The following is a 20,129-nucleotide window of genomic DNA, read 5'->3' on the forward strand; positions in this document are numbered from 1 at the left end:
TTTGCTCGGGAATTTCCCCGGCCATACCGCCAGCCGGCGGCGCGTGTTGAATCCGCTGGCAAAATGGCGATAATGAAACGCAAAAATGCAGCCGTAAACGCCATTCAGAAACGCCATCTTGGGTTGCTGCGACCGCCCCATTTTGGGTCGCCGTTCATGGTCGTTCTCAGTCATCCCGTGTTATCGCCGGCGGTCGGTCATTATAGGTTTATATGCCCAAGGCAGTAGAGCATGCGCCAATAAACAGTTCGCGATTGGGCCGATTCTTAGCGGAATTGGGCTTGGCGACGACTGCGATGCCAGCTCGCGATTTTGCCGACAAGCTGGGGCAGCTGATCGACTTGTCGGGCTCTATTACCCTGTCTGAGGCGCTGCGGGGCTTGCGCCGGGTGACGGCCCAGCCCGCCGACAGTGCCGGCATTGAGCCGCGGCAGCGGTTTATGGCTTGCCGTGCTGAAATTATCAATGCCGTCTGCAGCAGTTTTACCCTGGATGCCGACGCCGTTACGCAGGGGCGGGCCAGCTTTATTCTACCGGCGCCAAATGCCGATACCTTTGGCGAAGACGCCGCTGGCTATCAGCCCTACCAGCGTTTTTACGCCCTGCACCAAAGTGAGATGGACCACCGTATACTGGCGCTCAGAGCCGAGCTGCGCAAAGTGCTCAGTCGCCGTTCGGATACTTTGGCCAAGCTGGCAGCGCTGGATGCCACCCTGGCTGACAGTCTGGCCGACTACAGTCGCCGCGGTCTGGCGGTGATTCCGAAACTGTTGGCACAGCATTTTTTTGGCCTGCGCGAAGCCCATCGGCAGCACTTGGCCGAGAGTGCTGACAGCGACGGCGCCGAGCAGTGGCTGCAGGCCGGCGGTTGGCTGGCGCAATTTCATCAGGATATGCAGAGCCTGCTATTGGCCGAGCTGGCACTGAGGCTGCAGCCAGCGCAGGGCTTATTAGAGGCTCTGGAAGCAGAGCAGGGCGCGCATACCACAGTGGCCGCGCACAATGAGGACATAGCATGACAAGAATTTTTTCCCTGGCGGCCTTTGCCCTGGGGGCCCTGGTAATTGTCTGGATGGGCAGCGGTTTTATCGGCGGCAATGGCCTGGCGGTCACCGTCACCCTGTTAATCGCCTTGGCCTATGTTGCCGGCTTTGTCGAATTGTGGCGTTATCAGCAGGCCACGGCGGGCCTCAATGCGGCACTGGCGGACAGGCAACCGCCGGCAGAGCTGGAAAACTGGCTGGCCCAGTTGCCGGCGTCGCTGACCAACGTGGTGCGCCAGCGCATTCAGGGCGAATACGTCGGTTTACCGGCGCCAGTACTCACGCCCTACTTAGTCGGCTTACTGGTGATGCTCGGTCTGCTGGGCACCTTTATTGGCATGGTCGATACCTTAAAGGGCGCGGTGATGGCGCTGGAGGGCAGCAGTGAGCTGGAGGCCATTCGCGCCGGGCTGGCCGCGCCGATTCGCGGTCTGGGGCTGGCCTTTGGCACCTCGGTGGCCGGGGTGACGGCTTCGGCGATGCTGGGCTTTATTTCTACCTTGAGTCGCCGCGACCGGGTGGCGGCATCGCGGCTGCTGGATACTCAGCGCGACAGCCGGTTTAAGGATTATTCACTGACCCACAACCGCCAGCAAACCTATGCCGCCATGCAACAGCAGGCTCAGGCGCTGCCGGCGGTCGCCGAGCAGCTGACGGTGTTAGCCGAGCGCATTGCTGCGATGGGTGAGGCTCTGGGCAGTCAGTTGAATAGCAATCAGCAGGCCTTTCACCAGCAGTTACACGGGGCCTATCAGCAGCTGGCCGAGTCGGTGGGCGAGTCATTGAAGAGCAGTTTGGCCGACAGCGGCCGCCAGGCGGGAGAGAGTATTAAGCCAGTGGTTGCGCAGCTGCTCGGCGGTATTGAGCAGGATCTGCAGCAGCGCCACGGTCAGTTGCACGAGGCGGCTACCGCCCAGCTAAGCGCTGCAGCCAAGCAGTTCGACGACATCAGCGGCCGTATTGGCGACAGCTGGCAGCAGGCGGTGGCGGCCCAGCAGCGCAGCAATGGCGAGTTGCTGGCCAGTGTCGACGCCCGCCTCAATCAGGCCGCTGAGCAGCTTACAGAGGGCAGTGCGGCGGTGTTGGCCGAGTGGCGCCAAGGGTTTGAGCTGGCCAGCGAGCAGCAGCAGCGTGTCGAGGGCGAGCGACTTGATCGCTGGCAACAGGCCTTCGCCGCGGCCGAGGAACTGCTGGGGCGCAGTGCCGCCACGCTGGCTGACGATGCACGCCAACGCGGCGCCGAGATTCAGGCGGCGGTTGAGGCCTTGCTGAGCAATGCCGAGCAGCAATTGACCGAGCGTCGCGAGGCCGAGGCGCAGTGGCAGGCTGATTTTCGTGAGCGCAATGCCCAGCTCAGTGCCCGGCTTGCCGAGCAATTGCAGCATTTGCGCGACCAGGAGGCCGAGCGCGGCGCGGCGGCGGTGCAGCGCCTCGATACCCTGCAGGCCGCCGTCGGCGAACACCTGGTCACGCTGGGGCAGAGCCTGGAAGCGCCGTTGGCGAGGCTGATCGAATCCGCGTCGGAGACGCCGCGTGTCGCTGCCGAATTGATGGAGAAGTTGCGCGCAGAAATGACGAAGAACATCGAGCGCGACAACGACCTGCTGGACGAGCGCCGACAGTTGATGACGGATTTAGCGGCACTGACCGATAGCCTGCAGCAGTCGACCGAGGCTCAGCGCGAAGCGGTTACCGGTTTGATGACGGCGGCTGGCGAGCGTATGGATAAGGTCGCGGCGAATTTCGCCGACAGCGTCGATGCCCGCGCTGAAAAGCTTGCCGAGTTGGTGGACCATGTCGGTGGCAGCGCGGTCGAGCTGGCCAGCTTGGGTGAGGCCTTTGGCGCCGCCGTGCAGCAGTTTGGCGACAGCAGTGGCGAGCTGCAGGGGGCGTTGAGCAGTATTGGCGACGCGCTCACCGACAGCACGGCGCGCAGCGACGAACAGATGGCCTACTACGTGGCGCAGGCGCGGGAAATTATCGACCACAACCTGGTATCTCAGCAGGAAATTCTCAGCCGCCTGCAGGCGCTCAGCGATAAGGCCGAGCAGCTTGAACTGGATATGAGCGACGAGGCGTCAGCGTGAGTCGCGCCGAGCTGGATGCGGGGCTGGACCAGGAACCGCCTATCTGGGCGATTTTTGGCGACCTGATGACCGGCCTGGTGGGCGTGTTTGTGCTGTTGCTGATTTGGGCGCTGGGCTTTCAACTGGAGTTGTCGAAAACCCTCGAGCAGGAAGTGCAAAAACGCCAGGCCGAGCAGCAGCGCCGCCTGGCCTTGGAAGATGCTCTGGCGGCGCCGCTGGCCAGTGGTCGGGTGACGCTGCGCGACGGCCGTATTGGTATCAGCGGCAGCGTACTGTTTTCGCTCAATTCTGCGCAGCTGCAGGACGAGGGGCGGGAATTGTTGCACAGCTTGATCGCGCCACTGCAGGTTTACCTCAGTGAGCACGAGCAGCTGCTTATGGTAAGTGGCTTTACCGACGACTTGGCGATTCAGCAGGGCAATTTGCAGTTTGCTGACAATTGGGAACTGTCGGCGCAGCGAGCGCTGACTGTCACCCGCGCGCTGATTGATGCGGGGATGCCGCCAGCAATGGTGTTTGCCGCCGCCTTCGGCGCCGAACAGCCGGTGGTGGCAAACCGCGACGCGGCTAGCCGAGCCCTTAACCGCCGAGTGGAAATGGCGCCGGTGCCACGCGCGGGACAGGGAATAGCCGGCGACAATAACGAGCCGGTAGCTGCGCCATGACGACGCTGGCGGGCTTGAACGCCGCACTGGGTGAACTGCAGGCGCAGGCACTGCCCGGCGACGCACCGAAGCTGGTTTTTGTGCAGGCGCTGCTGCGTCGCGCAGCGCAGCAGCGACCGGCGCTGCAGCAGCAGCTGGTCGAGCGCGCCACGGCGGTGCTGGCCGACTATCGCCAGAGCCTAGCGGCAAGGCCGGCTTGTGGCGCCGAGCAGCCGGCCGCCGAGCGCTGTATTCCGCCAGGGAACAGCTCGCAGGCTGTGCGGGCGCTGCGCGCTGTACTGGATGGCGAGGAGGGCGCGGCGGATGCGGCAGCGCTGTCGGCGGTATCGGCGCAGATGCGCCAGCAAGAGCTGCATTTGCTGGGGGTTGCCGACGATGTGCTCGGTGCGCCGCCACCGTTGCGTGAACTGCGTGCCACTAGACTGTTGCGTGGCCGGCAGCGCGAAGTCGCTATTGAGCAGCGCATTGCCCGCGCGATCGCCAATGCCCCCGAAGACCCCGGTCCGCTCAATCCTCAGATGTTGGCTATTCGCTCACTCAGCGCGATGCGCGATTATTCGCCCGAATACGCCAAGCAATTCGTGGTGCATCTGGACACCCTGATGTGGCTGGAAAGTCTGGCTGGCAGCGACGATGCCAAGAGTAAAAAAGGTGGGCGGAAAAAACTGCGTCGCTAACCTTGGTCGACGAGGTTTTGCGACTGTTGTTGTCGAATGATTGGCGAGGGTGGCAGCGCATACTGCGGCCGGCGTGAAATCGCCGGCCGTGAATGGCCTCCTGCACGGCAGGCTGAGGTGATTGAGTGCCGGGCCTATTGAGGCAGATCCCAGTGAGAAATCGCCTTCAGCTGATTTTGTTCGAACTTGCGATCCGCTGTGCAGTCGCCCTGGCCGCCAAAGCACCAGCGCGGCCGGGAAATAAAACTGCGCGACAGGTTGGCATTGTGATGGCGGTTATACAGATCGAGTCGGATCGTTTGGTTGGTAGCTAGGTCGACACAACTTTGGCGAAGCAGGGCGCTGTCGTGGCCGACCTCTGCGGCGATATTTTTATTCACCCAAACTTGAGAGCAGGCGTTCCAGCCCTGCGCGATGCCGGTGCCAGTGGAGCCATTGTCCTGGCTAAAGCAGTAGCGGCCGGCGGCGTCGGCGGTGAATTCGGCAGACATCAGTACCTCCCAGGAACGGCCGCCGCTGGCCGGCCAGACCGGATCCCAGTTGAAACTACTGGCGTGGTAGGAGTGGTTCTTGGACTCGTAGTCCCAGCCGGCGCGCATCGGCTGTTGTTGGTCGGTGCCGAAGTTGCTGCGCATCTCGCTCCAGCTGTCGGCAACATTGCAAGTGCCGCTGCCTACGCCATCGTCATCGATACGGGCGTAGACGCCCGAATAGTCGTTGGGCAGGCGGTCTGTGCAATCGCTAATGCCGTCGCCGTCACTATCGAGGTTGGCACAGTTGCCGTAGTAGTAGCTGGCGAAATTCTGGCCCTCCTTGGGTGACGAAAAACCATTGCGTCGCGACGCGGCGGTGGAAAATACGCCGTAGGGATCTAGGCTGGCGATGGCCTGATTAAACAGGCTGCGCTCGCCGGCATTGCGCGCCTTCACCGCGGGATGAGTGAAGACCCACTCATCGTTTTTGCCCCAGTGCGGCCAGTAGTTGAAGTTGTTGACCAAGTGCTTAATCACCTCGCTGTAGGGAGTGCTTACCCACTGTTCTAAGCCGCCGTCGTCTAGGCCATAGCCCCAAAATTCGACAAATTCCAGGTGGACCATTTGTTCGTTGTTGGCAACGCCGCTGCGCGCGTGATTGGCTGACATCAGCAGACCGTCGTCGGCGCGATCAAAGCGCATAATGGTGCCGATAAGGGGCTGGCAAACGTCATCGCGATCGTAGACGGATTTAAGGTACTGCACCGCCGCTTGAATCTGGCTCATGGGCATCGCGCCCTCGTACTCCAGTTGGGTGAACTCTGGGTTTTTGCGATGAAAGACCTCGGCTTGCAGGGTAATCATGCGATGTGAATAGCCGGTTAGTGCAGTGTGGCGAGACACGGCCTCGGCATCGGGGGTGGCGTTGTTGGTGATCACCAACGGCGGTGAGTTTTGGTAGTCGCTGACCCTGCGCGCTTCAATATCGCATTTAAGATTGTCGTCGCACATCGCCAGTTGTAAGCCGTTAGGGGCAAAGTCCGACTCCGATTGCGACACGTCGGGGGTGAACAGGCGGTTTTGCGCGAAAGGGCTGTCTACGCTGTTATTGCTGCGCGTGCCGCACAGATATTGCACGCTGTCTTGTCCGGGGAACCAGTTCAAAAAAACATAGTCGCAAGCGGCCACGGTGTCGGCGACGCCGGTGGCGGAATTTACAAAGCTGTTTTCATCGGTGTACTTCACCTCGACGTGCATATTGAACTGCGGCTCGAGTTTGAGTCGCAGTCGGGCGACAAAGCCGAGTAGGCCGAGATTGGTTTTCAGTGCCTTCCACAAGTTGGGGTCGCTTTGGCCGGTGGTTGCCTCGCTGTAGCGGGTGATGTTGCCATCGGCACCGACTACATCGAGGGCGACGACATAGGAACTGATGGTCGAAGAGCCCAGCAGTGACGAGCCGTGGGCACCGGTCGCGACGGCGCCGCCGATGGAAATACCACCGTAGCCGGTGCTGGCCAGACCGTGGCTGTAGCCAAGGCCGTGCAAATGTTCCTGAAGCTGTTGGAACTTAACGCCGGCTTCCACTTCAACGGTTAGCGGGTGACTTTCAAAGGCCTCGACCGGGCCAATATTTGTTAAGTTTTTGGAGCGCACTACATCGCCATTGCTGTCGGCGCAGATAATGTCGGTGGCCGAGTGACTGGTGCCGGCCGGCTTCACCTTGCGGCCACTGCTGACAATGCTGCGGATCGTGTCCTGCAGCTGGCTCACTGAGCCGGGCTCGTAGATGTTAGTCGGAGGACAGGTTGCCGCCTGGGTGTAGTAGGCCATGAGTTGCGTACTTTTGTCGGCGCAGTCCTCGGGACAGTTGCTGGCATTTTCGCCGGCATCGGCGCGGCATACGCCGTCGCGACAACTGGTCGCCAAGTAGGAGGCGCCGGGGCAGTAATCGGCGATGGCTGGACTGCTGAGCAAGACGCTGCCCAGCAGCAGGCGCAGTGTCCGCAGGGAATGGGGTCGGGTTTTTATTATCATGGCAGAGGCTCTTATTATGGCTGTTATGGTCTCGACCCGGGGTCGATAGCCGAAAAATATAGGCCTTTCTTCGTGGCTGTCAAAGTTGGTAATGCTATGTTTTAAATAGTAAAAAAACCATTTTTGACCGAATTTGTGCGACTGCTGGCGCCAGCGGTCAGCCACCGGGAAGGGCGTTGTCCGCAGAGCTGCTTGTCAGGCTCAAAGCGGACAGCGCGGGTTATTTAAAATAATTTGCCGGTTTAGCTGCCGCGGTAATAGCCGGGGTGGCGCCCGGTCCATTTTTGGAAGGCGCGGCGGAAACTGGCTTGGTTGCCAAAGCCCAATTCACGGGCGAGGTCGCCAATACTAATATCGCTGCTGCGCAGTCTGCCGATGGCCAGCTCGCGCCGCAGTTGATCTTTGATCTCGCGGAAGCTGCTACCTTCTTGGTCGAGCCGGCGGCGCAGGGTGCGGGCATCGCAGCCCAGCTGCCCGGCAATGTCGTCCATGCTGGGTTGTGCCTGCCACTGGGCGTGCAGCCGTTGGCGAACCTGGGCGCTGACATTGCCTTGCTGCTCGAACTGGCTCAGTAGCTCGTCGCAGATCTGTTCGCAGGCGCGTGCGGTGACTGGGTCGGCATTGGGCAGTGCCAGGCCGAGAATGTCGGTGCGGAAGATGATTTCTGTATGCCGGCAGTTAAAGCGCACGGCGCAGCCGAAGGTGCTTTCATAAAAGTGGCGGTAGCCGGGGTCGCCGTAGGCCAGGCGAATCTCACAGACTTGGCTGGGACGTTCGGCGAGCAATTCATTAAAACGCAAAAAGCCGGCGAGAAATTGTTCAAGGTAGAACACTTGCAAGGGGCCTGTGGGCAGGCGTTCGCTAACGCGGATCACGCCCAGTTCGCCTTCTACGCGCAGGGCGATACCAACCTCGCTGCCGAGAATGGCGCGCTGGTATTTTAGGGCGATATTGACGGCGTCGATGTCGGTGGAACTGCACAGCATGGCAAAGCCCACCGGGCCGTATACGCCTACGCCACAGCACTGGCCGACGCGCAGCCCCAAACCGGGCTCAGGGCGTTCGGCCAGGGCGTTGCGGTAGATCTGCATCAGTTCGGCAAAGGGCAGGATTTGCCGGCAACTGCGGTCGGTGGTGAGTTGCGCCACCGAGATGTCGGTGCCGCGCAGCAAGCGCTCGGCGCTGAGGCCCAGTCGCAGCAGCTGGTTTACGGCGGTGATAATACTGTAGAGGGGAATAAGGCCCTGCTCGGGTGTATGGCGTGGCATGTGACATCCTTGGTACATGTATTGTTGTTATTGTGGTTTGCGCTGGGGCGCTATGGGCATTATTGTGCCCCTTGTTTGGCAATGCTACGCGCTGTTTGGCATTTTTATATTCGTATACCGCTAGCGCTGAGCTTGGCGTTTGGAGAGTTAAGATGAAAGCCCTCGACCTTGGCAGTTCCCTGTTGGCCAGTTCCAGTCGCGCCTGGCGCGGCACCATGGCGTTTCGCGCTGCGGCGAAAAAACCGGAGAAATTACTGGAGTTGTATGAGTACGAGGGCTGTCCGTTTTGTCGGCTGGTACGCGAAGTACTGAGCGAGCTCGACCTCGATGCGATGATCTATCCCTGTCCGAAGGGCGGGCTGCGTTTTCGCGGTACGGCCATCGATTTGAGCGGCGCCAGCCAATTTCCATTGTTGGTTGATCCCAATACCGAGGCGGTGCTGTTGGAGTCGGCCGATATTATTGACTACCTCTACGCGGAATACGGCGGTGGCGCTAAGCAGGCGCCGCGCGGCTTGCGTCGTCAGTTGCAGATGGCCAGTTCGCTGTCGGCCACGGCATTGCGCTCAGTGCCGAAGCCGCGGGGCATGTATGCCAGGGAGTCGCGGGCACCGGTAGTGCCGCTGGAACTGTACAGCTTTGAATCCAGCCCCTATTCACGGCCGGTACGCGAGTTGCTCAGCGAGTTGGAAATTCCCTATCGCCTGCGCAATTTCGGCAAGTCGCGTTGGCAGGAAATGGGCCCCCCGGTTGTGCGCGCCAAGTGGTTTCCCGATGCGCCGATCACCAGCGACAACCGCCGCCGGCTGAGGGAGCTGACCGGGCGCAGTCAGGTGCCTTACCTCGTCGACCCCAACAGCGGTGCCGCGATGTTTGAGTCCGCCGATATTCTGCGTTATCTGCAGGAAACTTACGCGGCGGCGTAGCGGCGTTTAATACGCGGCGCGGTAAATGCCGAGTATGTCGTCAACGCTCAGCCGTCGCGGGTTGTTGCGCAATAGCCGTTCCACGCCAAAGGCCTCTTCGGCCAGTTGCGGCAGGTCGCTTTCTGGAATGTTAAGGGCGCGCAGGTTGGCGGGGATATTTACCTCGGTGCAGAGTGCGTGAAGCCGGTCAATGACCCGCTCGGCGGCCTCTCTTGCCGACAGCTGATGCACCGGTTCGCCAAAGGCGGCGGCGATGTCGCTAAAGCGCTCAATGCAGGCCATTTTATTGACCTGCATGACGTGCGGCAGCAGCAGGGCATTACTCACGCCGTGGGAGATATGGTAGCGGCCGCCCAGCGGGTAGGCCAGGGCGTGCACTGCGCCGACACCGGCGTTGCCAAAGGCCAGCCCGGCCAGCAGGCTACCCGTGGCCATGTCTTCGCGCGCGGTAAGCATGTCGCCTCGGGCATAGGCCTTGGGCAGGGCGTTGATAATCAGCCCCATGGCTTTGATCGCCAGTGCGTCGGTGATGTCGCTGGCGAAGTTCGACAGGTAGGCTTCCAGAGCGTGTACCAGGGCGTCGACACCGCTGGCGGCGGTTACCGACGGCGGGCAGCTCAGGGTCATCTCCGGTGACACGATGGCGACATCGGCCAGTAAATAATCGCTGACAATGCCTTTTTTGAGCTGTGCGGCGGGGTCGGAGAGGATGGCGATGTTGGTGACCTCAGAGCCCGTGCCAGCGGTAGTGGGAATGGCGATCAGCGGAATGCGGCGCTGGCTGACTAGGTTCTCGCCGAACAGCTCTTCGAGCTCGCCGTCGTGGTCGACATTCACGGCGGTGCACTTGGCAATATCCATGGCGCTGCCGCCACCGACGGCGATAATGCCGTCGTGGCCACCTTCGCGAAAGGCGCGGCTGCAATCCTTTACTACGGCGATTTCGGGTTCCGGCGGCACTTGGTCGTAAATGCCGTAATGGCCTTCCGCTAATTGTTCGTTGATGTGAGAAAGGCTGCCGGATTGGCGCACGCCCTTGTCAGTAACTAATAGCGGTTTGTGTACCCCCAGTTTCTGCAGCTGCTCGCTGAGCTGCTGGGTGGCACCAGCGCCGGTCAGTAATTGGTGGGCGGAACGAAAACGCGAGACGGCCATATTGCCTCCTGCTTGTTGTTATTTTCTGCGCGGCAGATCGGTTTGCTGCGCGCTTATCTTGTCATCAATCGCGGTGACTGCCTACCGCCGCCGGTTTATTAATGCCGCGTTGACGGCATTTCCGGCGGGCCGTTTTCAGCGCCGAGTTCATCGCGGTCAAATTTGTTGCCACGGCGCTTGCGTGGCCTAAAGTGGCTGGCTTATAGTGACCGCTTAGCCATCTGTTTTTAATGAAGATTATGCATCATTTCTGCTTTGCCATGATTTCCGTCGCCGCGTGCATTCTTGCACGCTGGGCGCGTGGTCGTGCGGCAGAAAATTGATGTAGCAAGCTCAATCAGCAACACAATTAAAAGGCCGCAGACATTTTCTCTGCGGCTTTTTTCGTTTTGAGTCTCGCAGAAATGTCCCGGTCCTATTTGGGTAAAGGGCCATGTTCGTACGTTTTGTTTATCTCTTGGTTATCGTCATCTGGGCCACCACGCCGCTGTCGATAAAACTCGGTGGCGATTCATTGTCGCCCATTGCCGCGCTCACCCTGCGTATCGCCCTGGCATTTATGGTTGGCAGTGCCCTGTGTACGCTGTTTGGTTGGGCGGGACTGAATATCCGTCGACACTGGCAGCTGTATCTTGCGGCGTCGATCAGCCTGTTTCCGAATATGGTGCTGGTGTATTGGGCCGCGCAATTCATTCCCTCGGGTCTGATTGCACTGATGTTTGGCCTGTCGCCGTTTTTTACCGCCTTGATGGCGGCGCCGATTCTCGGCGATCACCGCTGGTCGCCGCGCAAGCTGCTGGCGGTGCTGCTGGCGGCGGTTGGCTTGCTGTGCGTGCTGGCCGACGATGTGGTGGTCACGGGCGACAGCTATCGGGGGATAGGACTAATGCTGCTGTCCAATGTGCTGTTTTCCGGCAGCGCCCTGTGGGTAAAAAAGCTCAATGCGCAGATGGTGATAGCCCCCTTGGAACAGGCGCTGGGCGCAATGGCCTTTGCGCTGCCGGGCTTAGTCCTGAGCTGGTTGTGGGTCTTTGGCGTACAGCCGCTGGTGTTTAGTTCGGCGTCGCTGGCCTCGTTGTTGTACCTGTCGCTGTTTGCTTCGCTGGTGGGCTTTGTCGCCTATTACTACATACTCGGCGCGTTGCCGGTGGAAACGGTGTCGTTAATTCCGCTGATATCACCGGTGCTGGCCTTGCTCATTGGTCACCAGTTATTAGACGAGCCGCTCACCACGTCGATGGCGCTGGGGGCGGGCTTGATTCTGGTCGCGTTGGCGGTACACCAGGGGCTGTGGTGGCGATTGCGGGCCGAGGCGGGCGAAACGCTTGTCGGGCGCCGGCGGCGTGGCTGGGCTTGTGCCCTGCGCCGCTCACTGGCAGGGTGGTGTAACAAATAAGGACTCGCGGCATCTGTTATAGCCATTGCCGCCGCAGTGGTCGCCGGGTTCAGCATAAATGATTGCGGGAGAGAGAGTGTATGTCAGAGTCACAGCCCTATACGCCGCCCAAGGTTTGGGTGTGGAACAACCAAGATGCGGGTAAATTCAGCAGTATTAATCGGCCGATCTCCGGTGCCACCCACGACAAGCCGCTGCCCCGGGGTGAGCACAGTCTGCAGCTGCACTCACTGGCCACGCCCAATGGCGTCAAGGTGACGGTGATGTTGGAGGAATTGCTGGAACTGGGTATCCACGCGGCGGAATACGATGCCTATCTGGTGAATATCATGGAGGGCGAGCAGTTCAGCAGCGGTTTCGTCGAGATCAACCCCAATTCGAAAATTCCGGCGCTGCAGGACCGCAGTGTCAATCCACCGGTACGGGTGTTTGAGTCCGGTGCGATTGTGCTGTATCTGGCCGAAAAGTTTGATGCCTTCTACCCCAAGGACCCGGCCACGCGCGCCGAGTGCCAGTCGTGGTTGATGTGGCAGATGGGCAGTGCGCCCTTTCTCGGTGGTGGCTTTGGCCACTTCTACGCTTACGCACCGGAAAAACTTCAATATCCCATAGACCGCTACACCATGGAGGTGAAGCGTCAGTTAGATGTGTTGAACAAACGTCTGGCAGACCACACCTACCTCTGTGGTGACCAGTACACCATTGCCGATATCGTGAACTATCCCTGGTATGGCGCCCTGGTATTGGGTTACCTCTACGACGCCGGCGAATTTCTCGACGTCGATGCCTATCCCCATGTTCAGCGCTGGGCCAGACAGATTGAGCAGCGCCCGGCTGTGCAGCGCGGCCGCCGGGTCAATCGCGTGTGGGGGCCGGAAGAGGAACAGCTGGTCGAGCGCCACAGCGCGGCAGATTTTGCCTGACCGGCTTGGCGTCGGGCCGCAGATTTTGATGGTGGGTCTCTAGTTACTACCCTCTTGCCCCTCATTGAGGGGCTTTTTTATATTGGTCCTCTGTGGCCAGGCTCGGCTAACTGCCAATGACCAGCCGAGAGTGGCGGCGCAGCAGGCGTTTGAGCAGCATGCTAAGGCCGAGGGTCAAGGCCGCGCTGACCAACATGACCAGTGCGCCGCCGGCGAGCATCAGCAGGCTGCTTTGGTGGTCGCGAATGGGCGCCTCCAGCAGGCGGGCGCAGAGAAACACAAATACCAGGTGCAGGAAGTAGATGGAAAAGGCGTAGTTGCCCAGGCTATGCAGCAAGCGGGGCAGGACGGCTTCGCGGCGACAAAATACATAGAGCACCAGCGCGGTGATCGCCAGTTTTTGCAGGTAGAACAGGCTTTCGCTGTAGGACAGCAGGCCGGTGGCCTTGTAGCCGCTTGCGTACAGGGCGTAGATCGCCATTGAGCTGCTGGCGATTAGCAGTAGCAGTCGGTTTAGGTTGCCGGCAATCAGCGATAACAGTGGCTGGTAGTGCTGGCCCATCACCATACCGACAAAATAGGCGCCGCAGAAATACACCACACTTTGAATACTCACTGGCTGGTCGATACCGGTGCGCGATATCAGCAGGGGGGCCACGGCGATCAGCGCGGCCAGCCAGCGCAAACGCGGGCGTTGCGCAATGGCATCCAGCGCGGGGGTTAGCACGAATAGTATGGTGAGTACCGGGATATACCAAAAGTGCGGCAGTGTTTGGCCTTGCAGCAGGCCGCGCAGCAGGGCGCCGGGGTAGTCGGTGGGCAGGCCATTGCTGCTGGCGTAGCCTAAATACCAGTCCCATAGCACGGTCAGGAAAAACACGCTGAGTAGCACATAGGGAGCAATGACGTTCTTGAGTTTATTGCGGTAAAACGTTTGCCAGGGGCGGCCGCGCAACACCTTGCTGAACAGTAGGCCAGAAATTACCGCGAAGTAGATCGTGGAGTCGTGAAACAGCATTTGGATAAGCGCATAGAGCTCGCGCATGGTGTCGGCCATTTCAAAGCCGCCAACGCGAAACATCAGCGAGGTCCAGGCGTGGGCACCAATAACGTTCAAAATGGCAAAGCCGCGGAAGGCGTTAAGGTGGGCAATATGGTGATGCTGGGCGGTGGTTGCGGAGTTCATGCACTAACGTTCCCTGTATGGTTGGCCGCATGCTAGTGCCTTTTTGTCAGTGCGAGGGTGACGGGAATCCCATTTATACAACGCCGGTGGGCATTCATCTCAATGGGTTTTCACTGCTGGGCCAGCTGTGTCTCGCTGCTGGCGCCAAGTGTAATAGCCCCGCACTAGCGGGGCGTGAGGCAGAGGTGGATGGGGCAGTGCATCGTTTAGGATCGCAAGAACTTACTCCAGCTCAACTCGTGGACAATATCGTTAACCAGAGTCGGGCGGCCAAACAGGTAACCCTGCAGGTAGTCGTAACCTAAGGAGCGCAGGAAGGCGGCTTGCTCTTCGGTCTCTACGCCTTCGGCGACGGTGTAGATGCCCAGCTCCTGGGTGACACGGATAATACTTTTCACGATGTCGGCCTTGGATTTACTGTGCAGAATGCCGTCATTAAATGTCTTGTCGATTTTGATGCCATCGGCCTCAATGCGGCTGAGATAGCTCAGCGACGACTGCCCCCTGCCAAAGTGGTCGATAACCACGTGAATGCCGACCTGGCGAAGGGATTTTAGAATGGCGTTGCCGCGCTCGAAGTCCATCATCAGCGCCGCCTCACTCACTTCGACAATAATTTGTTGCTTGGGAATATAGAAGCGGTCGAGGGTTTGGAGCAGCTGTTCTGCGAAGTCCTCGTCTTTGAACAGAATGGGGGAAACATTCAGGCTAAACACGCTGGACTTCAGTGTTGATGACAGGCGAGAAAAATCATTGCCGATGTTGTGAATCACCGCTTCGGTGAGCGCAGGCATTAGGCCGGCCTCTTCTGCAAAGGGCAGGAAGGTCGCCGGTCTCAGCATGCCGTCTTGGGGGTGTAGCCACCTGATCAGGGTTTCGACTGCAACCAGACTGCCGTCAGATGCGCTGACGATAGGCTGGTAGGCATTGCGAAGCTCGTCGGAATTGGTCGCGGCGCGCAGTGCCGAGGACAATTTCACCAGTTGCGTGGTCGATTCGGTCATTTCTTCGCTGTAGAAGCTGAAGCTGTCGCCACCGTGTTCTTGCGCGGTGTTGGCCGCGTGCTCGGCTTTGACGATGTAGTCCCTGGTATGACCCTCAAGGTCGTGGATCAGCTCGATGCCGGCGGAAATGGTAATTGATGCCAGCTCAAAGCCGGTGTTGAGTGGCAGCGTCAGCAGGCTTCTAATTTTGTCGACCTGGGCGCTGACCTGGAATTTGGAGTCATTGGCGGGAAAGAATGCCGCAAAGCGGTCTGAGTGAAGCCGTGTGAGCAAGACGTCGTTGCGGAAGGTCGTTCTGAGCAAGTCGGCAAAGGCTTTGATCACGCGGTTGCCACCGTCCACACCAAAGGCGGTATTGATGCGGTAGAAGTGATCGATATTGAACACCACAATCGCCGGCGACAGGCCGGAGGTTTGCAGGTATTTCGGGGCGACTTCCATTACGCCTTGTTCGAAGGCAGGGCGGCTCAGCAGCCCGGTCAAGGCGTCTGTGCCGTCGTCTTTACCCTGTTGCCCCGGGGTGTCGCAGTGCGGGGCAAAGCTGACAATGGTGATCTCGTCGCGGCCCTGGACCGTCGATAGGGAGCACTTATAGGTCGGGGAGACAGCTTTTGAGCGCGGAATGCGCAGCAAGCCAGACCAGGAGTGTTGGTTTTTCAGTGCGCTGACAATGCGCTCTTCTTGCGAACAGCTCAATTTGAGCTGACACCAGAGATTGGCGCGGCGTTTTAGCACTTTCTCCAGTGGTCGGCCGGTAATTTCCGCGGCCGCGGCCTGGTTTTGCCAGACGACATTGTGTCGCTGGTCGACAATAAGTAGAGGGCTGCTGGCATTGTCCAAGGCGGAGATCGACCAAGACTTGATATCTTCGAGCTTTCGGATGTAGCTCAAGTCTTTAATAATCATCGACACATACTGCTCGTTATTCGCCCCGCGATACACCGCGCTGGTGACTTCCACGGGGATTCTGCTGCCGTTTTTTGCCCGCAACTGAAATTCCGCCTGGGCGTGGCCGAAACGGTTGCTGGTGTTATTGAAGGCGATAAATGCCGGTGACTGCTCGTCAAATAACAAGCCCTGGCCACCTTCCTTGAGTTCATTTTCGGAGTAGCCGAGCAGAGTGCTGGTATAGGGGTTGGCGGTAATAATATCGCCATTGGCGCGGCATTGGATCAGGCCCAGTGGCAGGTTGTCGACCAGCGCTGCCATCGTACCTTCCAGGCGGTCGCTCTCAAGGCAGTAGCGTTTGTACAGGCTGCCCAGTATCGGAGCGGATGCCAGCAGGATAATAAAACTGGTCAGCGGGTCCAGGAAAATGCTGCGTGTCGGGGCGGGGTATTGGCTGGCGCGCAGCAACTCCGCGATAACGATGATAACGATGCCCCCAATGAAATAGATAAAGGGGAACAGTGCAATTCGGGTTCTCGTGGAGAGAGACGCGTAGTGCCCGAAGTGAGGATGGATATCTGCGGAGGATTTTTCTTCCATGGCTTATCCCTTGGTGACAGCACCGAAAGTTTGTGAACTTATTGGTAACGTCACAATAGTCTCAAGGTGGGCAGCATGTGTGGAATAAGCAGTTTCGCGTAGACCTATCGTGCGAGTCAGCCAGCCTGTGGGCGTTTGCGCTGGCGGGCTCGACCTGCCGCGATGCCGTTAGGTCATGGCTATGGCCGGGATTGCGGCCTAACGCGTGGAATATGTTGATGATTTGTTGGCGGTCTCAGGGCAAGCCCATGGGTGGGAGAGGGGCATTTGGGTGAAGGCAGCTCCAGCTGCGACAGTATTGGTAAATGTGATGCTGTTCACGGTGCTTGTCGTGGTCAGTGCCAGGCAATTGTCGGCCCCCCTCCGGTATTGACCAAATCTCAGCAGTGAGGGGACCTTGCGGCCTTGAGAAAGCTTGCCGGTTTCTAGCTGGCTATTGAGCGGCTGTTTTCCTGGTCGGCGGCCGTTGCACAGGATTGCCCTTGGGCGCTCAGTCGGAAACGCCATCGGCTAGGGGGGCATCAGGCGCTATATATAGGCGGTGACGCGAACGTTCCCTCGCGAGCAGGCCCCTATGATCTGCTCGCAGTGCTTAGGCGTCAGCTGTACTTGCTGGCGAGCGCTGAAGCTTCTCCACTAACAGCCGGCATTTCTTTGCTTGAGTGGACATATTGGGCAGTTCTTCCAGGATGTCGGCCATCAGTTGGTAGGCCGGCACCAGTCCTTCAAAGTCGGGGAATTGTCGGTGTAAGCCATTAAGAAGTTTGAGTGCGCGTTTTGGGTCGCCGCGATGGCGGCTGGCTGTTGCGAGCAGCAGCCTGAGTTGCGGGCTGTTGGGGACATAGTCGGGCAATAGGGCGAGCACGCGCTGGTAACTATTCAACAGCTTGTCTTGGCGGTGGCTGCGGTTGAGAAAGCGCAGGTAGCGGCTGGCAAAGCCGCTGAGGCGCTGGGCGACTTTGGGCGAGAGGGCGGCGTGGCTGGCGAGTAAGAACTCGAAATACTGGGAGTGGAGGTCGTTGTCGTTGGGCAGCGCTTTGAGCGCGCGCTCAAACAGTGTGGACACCGTATCGAACTGGCCCTCTTTTAACCGCAGTTGAATTTCGGCGAGATAGCGTGCTTTGTGGTCGCGGGGGGCGCTGTCCTCATCGTGCTCGCGAGCGGTGTAGCCGAGTTCGCCCTGGTACTGGAACAGCATATAACCCATTAGATGAAATGTGACGACCAAGTAGTAGTTGGCAACCAGGGCGTTTAGGCACTGATTGACCAGGGTGAAGCCGGGGCCGATAAATTGCGCGAGGATGGCGACCGAGCTGGACATCATCACAATAATGGCCAGTAACAAGCCGTAGGGCAGGCCGATAGACAGTATCAGTCGAAGAACGTTGGCGGGGTGTACGGCTTCTAGCACGTTGTCCGTCATGGCGAACAGGATGATGACAGCGGGTAGGACGGCGACCGACATCACGGCCATGAGTGTTGCGATGCCGCCTCCCAGCAGCCTGTTTACGCCGAACACCGCTGCCGCCATGACCACAATAATGGCGATGAGCCGGAACACCAGCGCAATACCATCGCCATAGGCCGCGGAGATATCGGGTGGGGTCATGGCGCCGGCAGCGGTGTTTTGCAGGCAGCTAAAACTGTATTTGAGCAGCATGCCGGTGATGGCCAGGCTCAATACGAGGCCGACCAGGGGAACGGGCAGTTGCCCGACCAGTGCCTCCAGCAGTGACAGGGCGGCGATCAGCGTGAGGCAGGGGCCGGTCATTGGGTAGCGGAAGGCGGCGTCGAAGCGCCGCCAAAAGGGCTCGGCCTTGTTGCTTGCCCCCAGGTCTATGACATCGTCATCGCAAAGATAGCAGCGCGCCTTGCTGCCCTGCTCACCGTGATTGACGCAGTGCTCGCAGAGCGCCATTTGGCAGTGGCTGCAGCGATAGCTGGCCGGGGCCAGTGGGTGGTATTTACAGTCCTTCATCGCGTGGCCTCCAATACCAGGGTGTCGGCAATGCGGGCGTACTCGTGCATCTTGGTGGTATGGCCGCGCTCTTCAAAACCCCGCGACAGCTTGCGTGCCAGAATGCCCAGCGACGTGGCGTTGAAGGCCGCGTCCTGTAGTCGCAAGAAGATACTCTCCGCGGTTTTCAGCTGAGCGCCAGTCGCGAGTGTTAAGGCGATTTTAAATTGCTCGTCGGCGCTTAGGGCCTGCTGCTGTTGGGGGTGTGAATGCCACACGGTGTCGAGCAGCGCCAGGCCGCGTGCGTCGCCCTGGGGCATTTTTAGCAGTGCCAGTGCGCAGTCATTAAGGCCGTCGGCCCGGGTGGGGCGCAGCAGGTGGTAACGCAGTTTCTCCAGTTCGAAATCGCTCCCATGCTCGGCAATCAGTGCATTTAATTCGGTTGCGGCGGCGCTAAAACGGTATTTTTCTACCAGCGAGTAGACCTTGGCGAGTTTCTCCTGCCGTGGATCTGCGGCCTGGTCTTGTTCGATGTAGTCTTGGTCGAATATCTTTCGGTTCAGTGCCAGCGCCCCGCCGATTAACAGCGCGCCACCGAGAAAGCCGCCGATGTGAGCGAGGTAGGCGACATTTGAATGGCTGTTGGTAAACAGCGAATACAGTTCCTTGCCGATATACAGCGGCAGCACCAGCAGCGCTGGCGCGCGAACATAGCCGACAAAGATGAACAGCCAGTAGAAAAACTCGATTTTCTTGAGTTGGAAGGCCGCCACATACATGGCCATCACCCCGGATATCGCCCCCGAGGCGCCAATCAGCTGTGACTGACTGGATAAGTTCAGCGCACTAAACAAGGCGCCGCCGGCTGCGCCAGACAGTAAATAGAACAGTAAAAAGCGCCAGTGGCCGATGGAGGCCTCTACTGCAAAGCCGAAAATAATCAGGAAGAACATATTTCCCGCCAAATGCATGACGTCGGCGTGCAGAAACTGGTGGCTGATTAAGCTCAGCGGCTTGAACTCGCTGGGCGTCAGGCCAAAATCAAAGCGGGTGACACGCTGGATACTGCGGTGTATGGCCTCGCGGTGGGTGGCCCACGCTACCGCCTGCTGGTAGTTAAACAGCTGGTAGTGCTGGACTTTGAGGTAGTCGTAAAAGTCCTGGCGGCGCAGCAGCTGAATGGCGAGGAGGGTGAAGTTCTCCTCTGTATAGAGCTGGCGGTAGGCCTCCAGTGTCTTCAGCTCGCCTCGTTGACTGAGAAAGTCTTCAAATACGGGCCACTCCACGTCCAGGTAGTCGTGTTGTTCATACACGCTTAAGGCGCGATAGAGCGCCGCCTCGTCGCCGCGCTGGAACAAGATGAACACCAGGCAATTGAGCAGCACGAGCAGTGCCAGAACGGTAGGGGGGCGTTTCCAGTCAAACCGCTTTTCGATGGGAATGATGAGCATGGCTACAGCGTCCGTTGCTGATAAGGGTTAGGGGCGCATCCAGCGCCCAGCCATTCTAATAATTTTTTGCCGTCCTAGCGAGGCGGGGGGATGGGGCGATCAATACTGCACAATTGGCGCCTTGCCCAGCCATTCGTCGCTGTCGAGCATGGACAGCATGGCATCGGCGCAGTCGGCAAAGCTGATTTTCGACAGGCCGCTAAAACGGTCGAAGCCGAGGCGGTAGCGGCCGGTGTGGGGGCCGCTTTTCATCTGCAGTGGGCGTACGCCCAACCAGGGGATATCCCGATTGGCGTGCAAGAACTGGTATTGTGCCTCCTTGTCGAAATGCCGCAGCCGCAGGAAGATCGCCGAAAACCGCTGTACAAATTTTTCGCCAAATCCCGCTCGGTCCTC

Annotated in this window: 15 protein-coding genes; 7 read left to right on the forward strand and 8 right to left on the reverse strand. The window is 59.3% G+C overall.

Annotated elements, in window-relative coordinates; all coding sequences use genetic code 11:
* Positions 1 to 212: 212 nt before the first annotated feature.
* From ABYM29_RS05670 to ABYM29_RS05685, 4 genes are read left to right on the forward strand one after another with little or no spacing between them, the layout of a single operon-like run.
* The gene (locus ABYM29_RS05670) at positions 213 to 1,019 is read left to right on the forward strand and encodes a DUF3348 family protein (RefSeq protein ID WP_372863224.1); all 807 of its coding nucleotides are present in this window, start codon (positions 213 to 215) and stop codon (positions 1,017 to 1,019) included.
* On the forward strand, positions 1,016 to 3,130 hold the full coding sequence (locus tag ABYM29_RS05675; protein ID WP_372863226.1) for a hypothetical protein: 2,115 nt from the start codon (positions 1,016 to 1,018) through the stop codon (positions 3,128 to 3,130). Before ABYM29_RS05670 ends, ABYM29_RS05675 begins: the two co-directional genes overlap by 4 nt.
* Positions 3,127 to 3,795 carry an OmpA family protein gene (locus ABYM29_RS05680; RefSeq protein WP_372863229.1) on the forward strand — a complete coding sequence of 223 codons (669 nt, stop codon included), beginning with the start codon at positions 3,127 to 3,129 and terminating at the stop codon, positions 3,793 to 3,795. Before ABYM29_RS05675 ends, ABYM29_RS05680 begins: the two co-directional genes overlap by 4 nt.
* Positions 3,792 to 4,472 (forward strand): DUF2894 domain-containing protein, encoded by a 681-nt coding sequence (locus tag ABYM29_RS05685; protein WP_372863233.1) that lies wholly within the window; start codon positions 3,792 to 3,794, stop codon positions 4,470 to 4,472. The genes ABYM29_RS05680 and ABYM29_RS05685 overlap by 4 nt, the downstream gene beginning before the upstream one ends.
* A 134-nt stretch (positions 4,473 to 4,606) precedes the next feature.
* Here ABYM29_RS05685 and ABYM29_RS05690 read toward each other — a convergent pair whose 3' ends face one another.
* Positions 4,607 to 6,979: an FAD-binding protein gene (locus ABYM29_RS05690; protein WP_372863236.1), complete on the reverse strand. Its 2,373-nt coding sequence runs from the start codon at positions 6,977 to 6,979 to the stop codon at positions 4,607 to 4,609.
* A gap of 242 nt (positions 6,980 to 7,221) precedes the next feature.
* On the reverse strand, positions 7,222 to 8,247 hold the full coding sequence (locus ABYM29_RS05695) for an AraC family transcriptional regulator (protein ID WP_372863239.1): 1,026 nt from the start codon (positions 8,245 to 8,247) through the stop codon (positions 7,222 to 7,224).
* Positions 8,248 to 8,399: 152 nt separating this feature from the next.
* Here ABYM29_RS05695 and ABYM29_RS05700 point away from each other — a divergent pair, with 152 nt between their 5' ends.
* Positions 8,400 to 9,173, forward strand: a complete 774-nt coding sequence (locus ABYM29_RS05700) for a glutathione S-transferase N-terminal domain-containing protein (protein ID WP_372863242.1) — start codon at positions 8,400 to 8,402, stop codon at positions 9,171 to 9,173.
* A gap of 6 nt (positions 9,174 to 9,179) precedes the next feature.
* Here ABYM29_RS05700 and ABYM29_RS05705 read toward each other — a convergent pair whose 3' ends face one another.
* Positions 9,180 to 10,328 carry an iron-containing alcohol dehydrogenase gene (locus ABYM29_RS05705; RefSeq protein WP_372863245.1) on the reverse strand — a complete coding sequence of 383 codons (1,149 nt, stop codon included), beginning with the start codon at positions 10,326 to 10,328 and terminating at the stop codon, positions 9,180 to 9,182.
* A gap of 433 nt (positions 10,329 to 10,761) precedes the next feature.
* On the opposite strand from ABYM29_RS05705, the gene ABYM29_RS05710 reads away from it, so the two are divergent.
* Entirely contained in the window at positions 10,762 to 11,724 is a 963-nt protein-coding gene (locus ABYM29_RS05710; RefSeq protein ID WP_372863247.1) for a DMT family transporter, read from the forward strand.
* 80 nt (positions 11,725 to 11,804) lie between these two features.
* Positions 11,805 to 12,647: a glutathione-dependent disulfide-bond oxidoreductase gene (gene yghU, locus ABYM29_RS05715; protein WP_372863250.1), complete on the forward strand. Its 843-nt coding sequence runs from the start codon at positions 11,805 to 11,807 to the stop codon at positions 12,645 to 12,647.
* Between the two features lie 106 nt (positions 12,648 to 12,753).
* On the opposite strand, the gene ABYM29_RS05720 is transcribed toward yghU, so the two are convergent.
* From ABYM29_RS05720 to ABYM29_RS05740, 5 genes are all read right to left on the reverse strand, one after another.
* Positions 12,754 to 13,833, reverse strand: coding sequence for an acyltransferase family protein (locus tag ABYM29_RS05720; protein WP_372863253.1), 1,080 nt, complete (start codon positions 13,831 to 13,833; stop codon positions 12,754 to 12,756).
* A 206-nt stretch (positions 13,834 to 14,039) separates the two neighbouring features.
* A complete protein-coding gene (locus tag ABYM29_RS05725; protein WP_372863255.1) occupies positions 14,040 to 16,325 on the reverse strand; it encodes an EAL domain-containing protein in 2,286 nt (761 codons plus the stop codon).
* Positions 16,326 to 16,917: 592 nt separating this feature from the next.
* Positions 16,918 to 18,303, reverse strand: coding sequence for a hypothetical protein (locus ABYM29_RS05730; protein ID WP_372863257.1), 1,386 nt, complete (start codon positions 18,301 to 18,303; stop codon positions 16,918 to 16,920).
* Positions 18,300 to 19,733, reverse strand: a complete 1,434-nt coding sequence (locus ABYM29_RS05735; RefSeq protein ID WP_372863260.1) for a rhomboid family intramembrane serine protease — start codon at positions 19,731 to 19,733, stop codon at positions 18,300 to 18,302. Before ABYM29_RS05735 ends, ABYM29_RS05730 begins: the two co-directional genes overlap by 4 nt.
* Positions 19,734 to 19,832: 99 nt before the next feature.
* On the reverse strand, positions 19,833 to 20,129 hold a 297-nt coding region (locus ABYM29_RS05740), incomplete at its 5' end, for a hypothetical protein (RefSeq protein WP_372863262.1).

The sequence above is a fragment of the Spongiibacter sp. genome (assembly GCF_041602295.1).
Lineage (GTDB): Bacteria > Pseudomonadota > Gammaproteobacteria > Pseudomonadales > Spongiibacteraceae > Spongiibacter.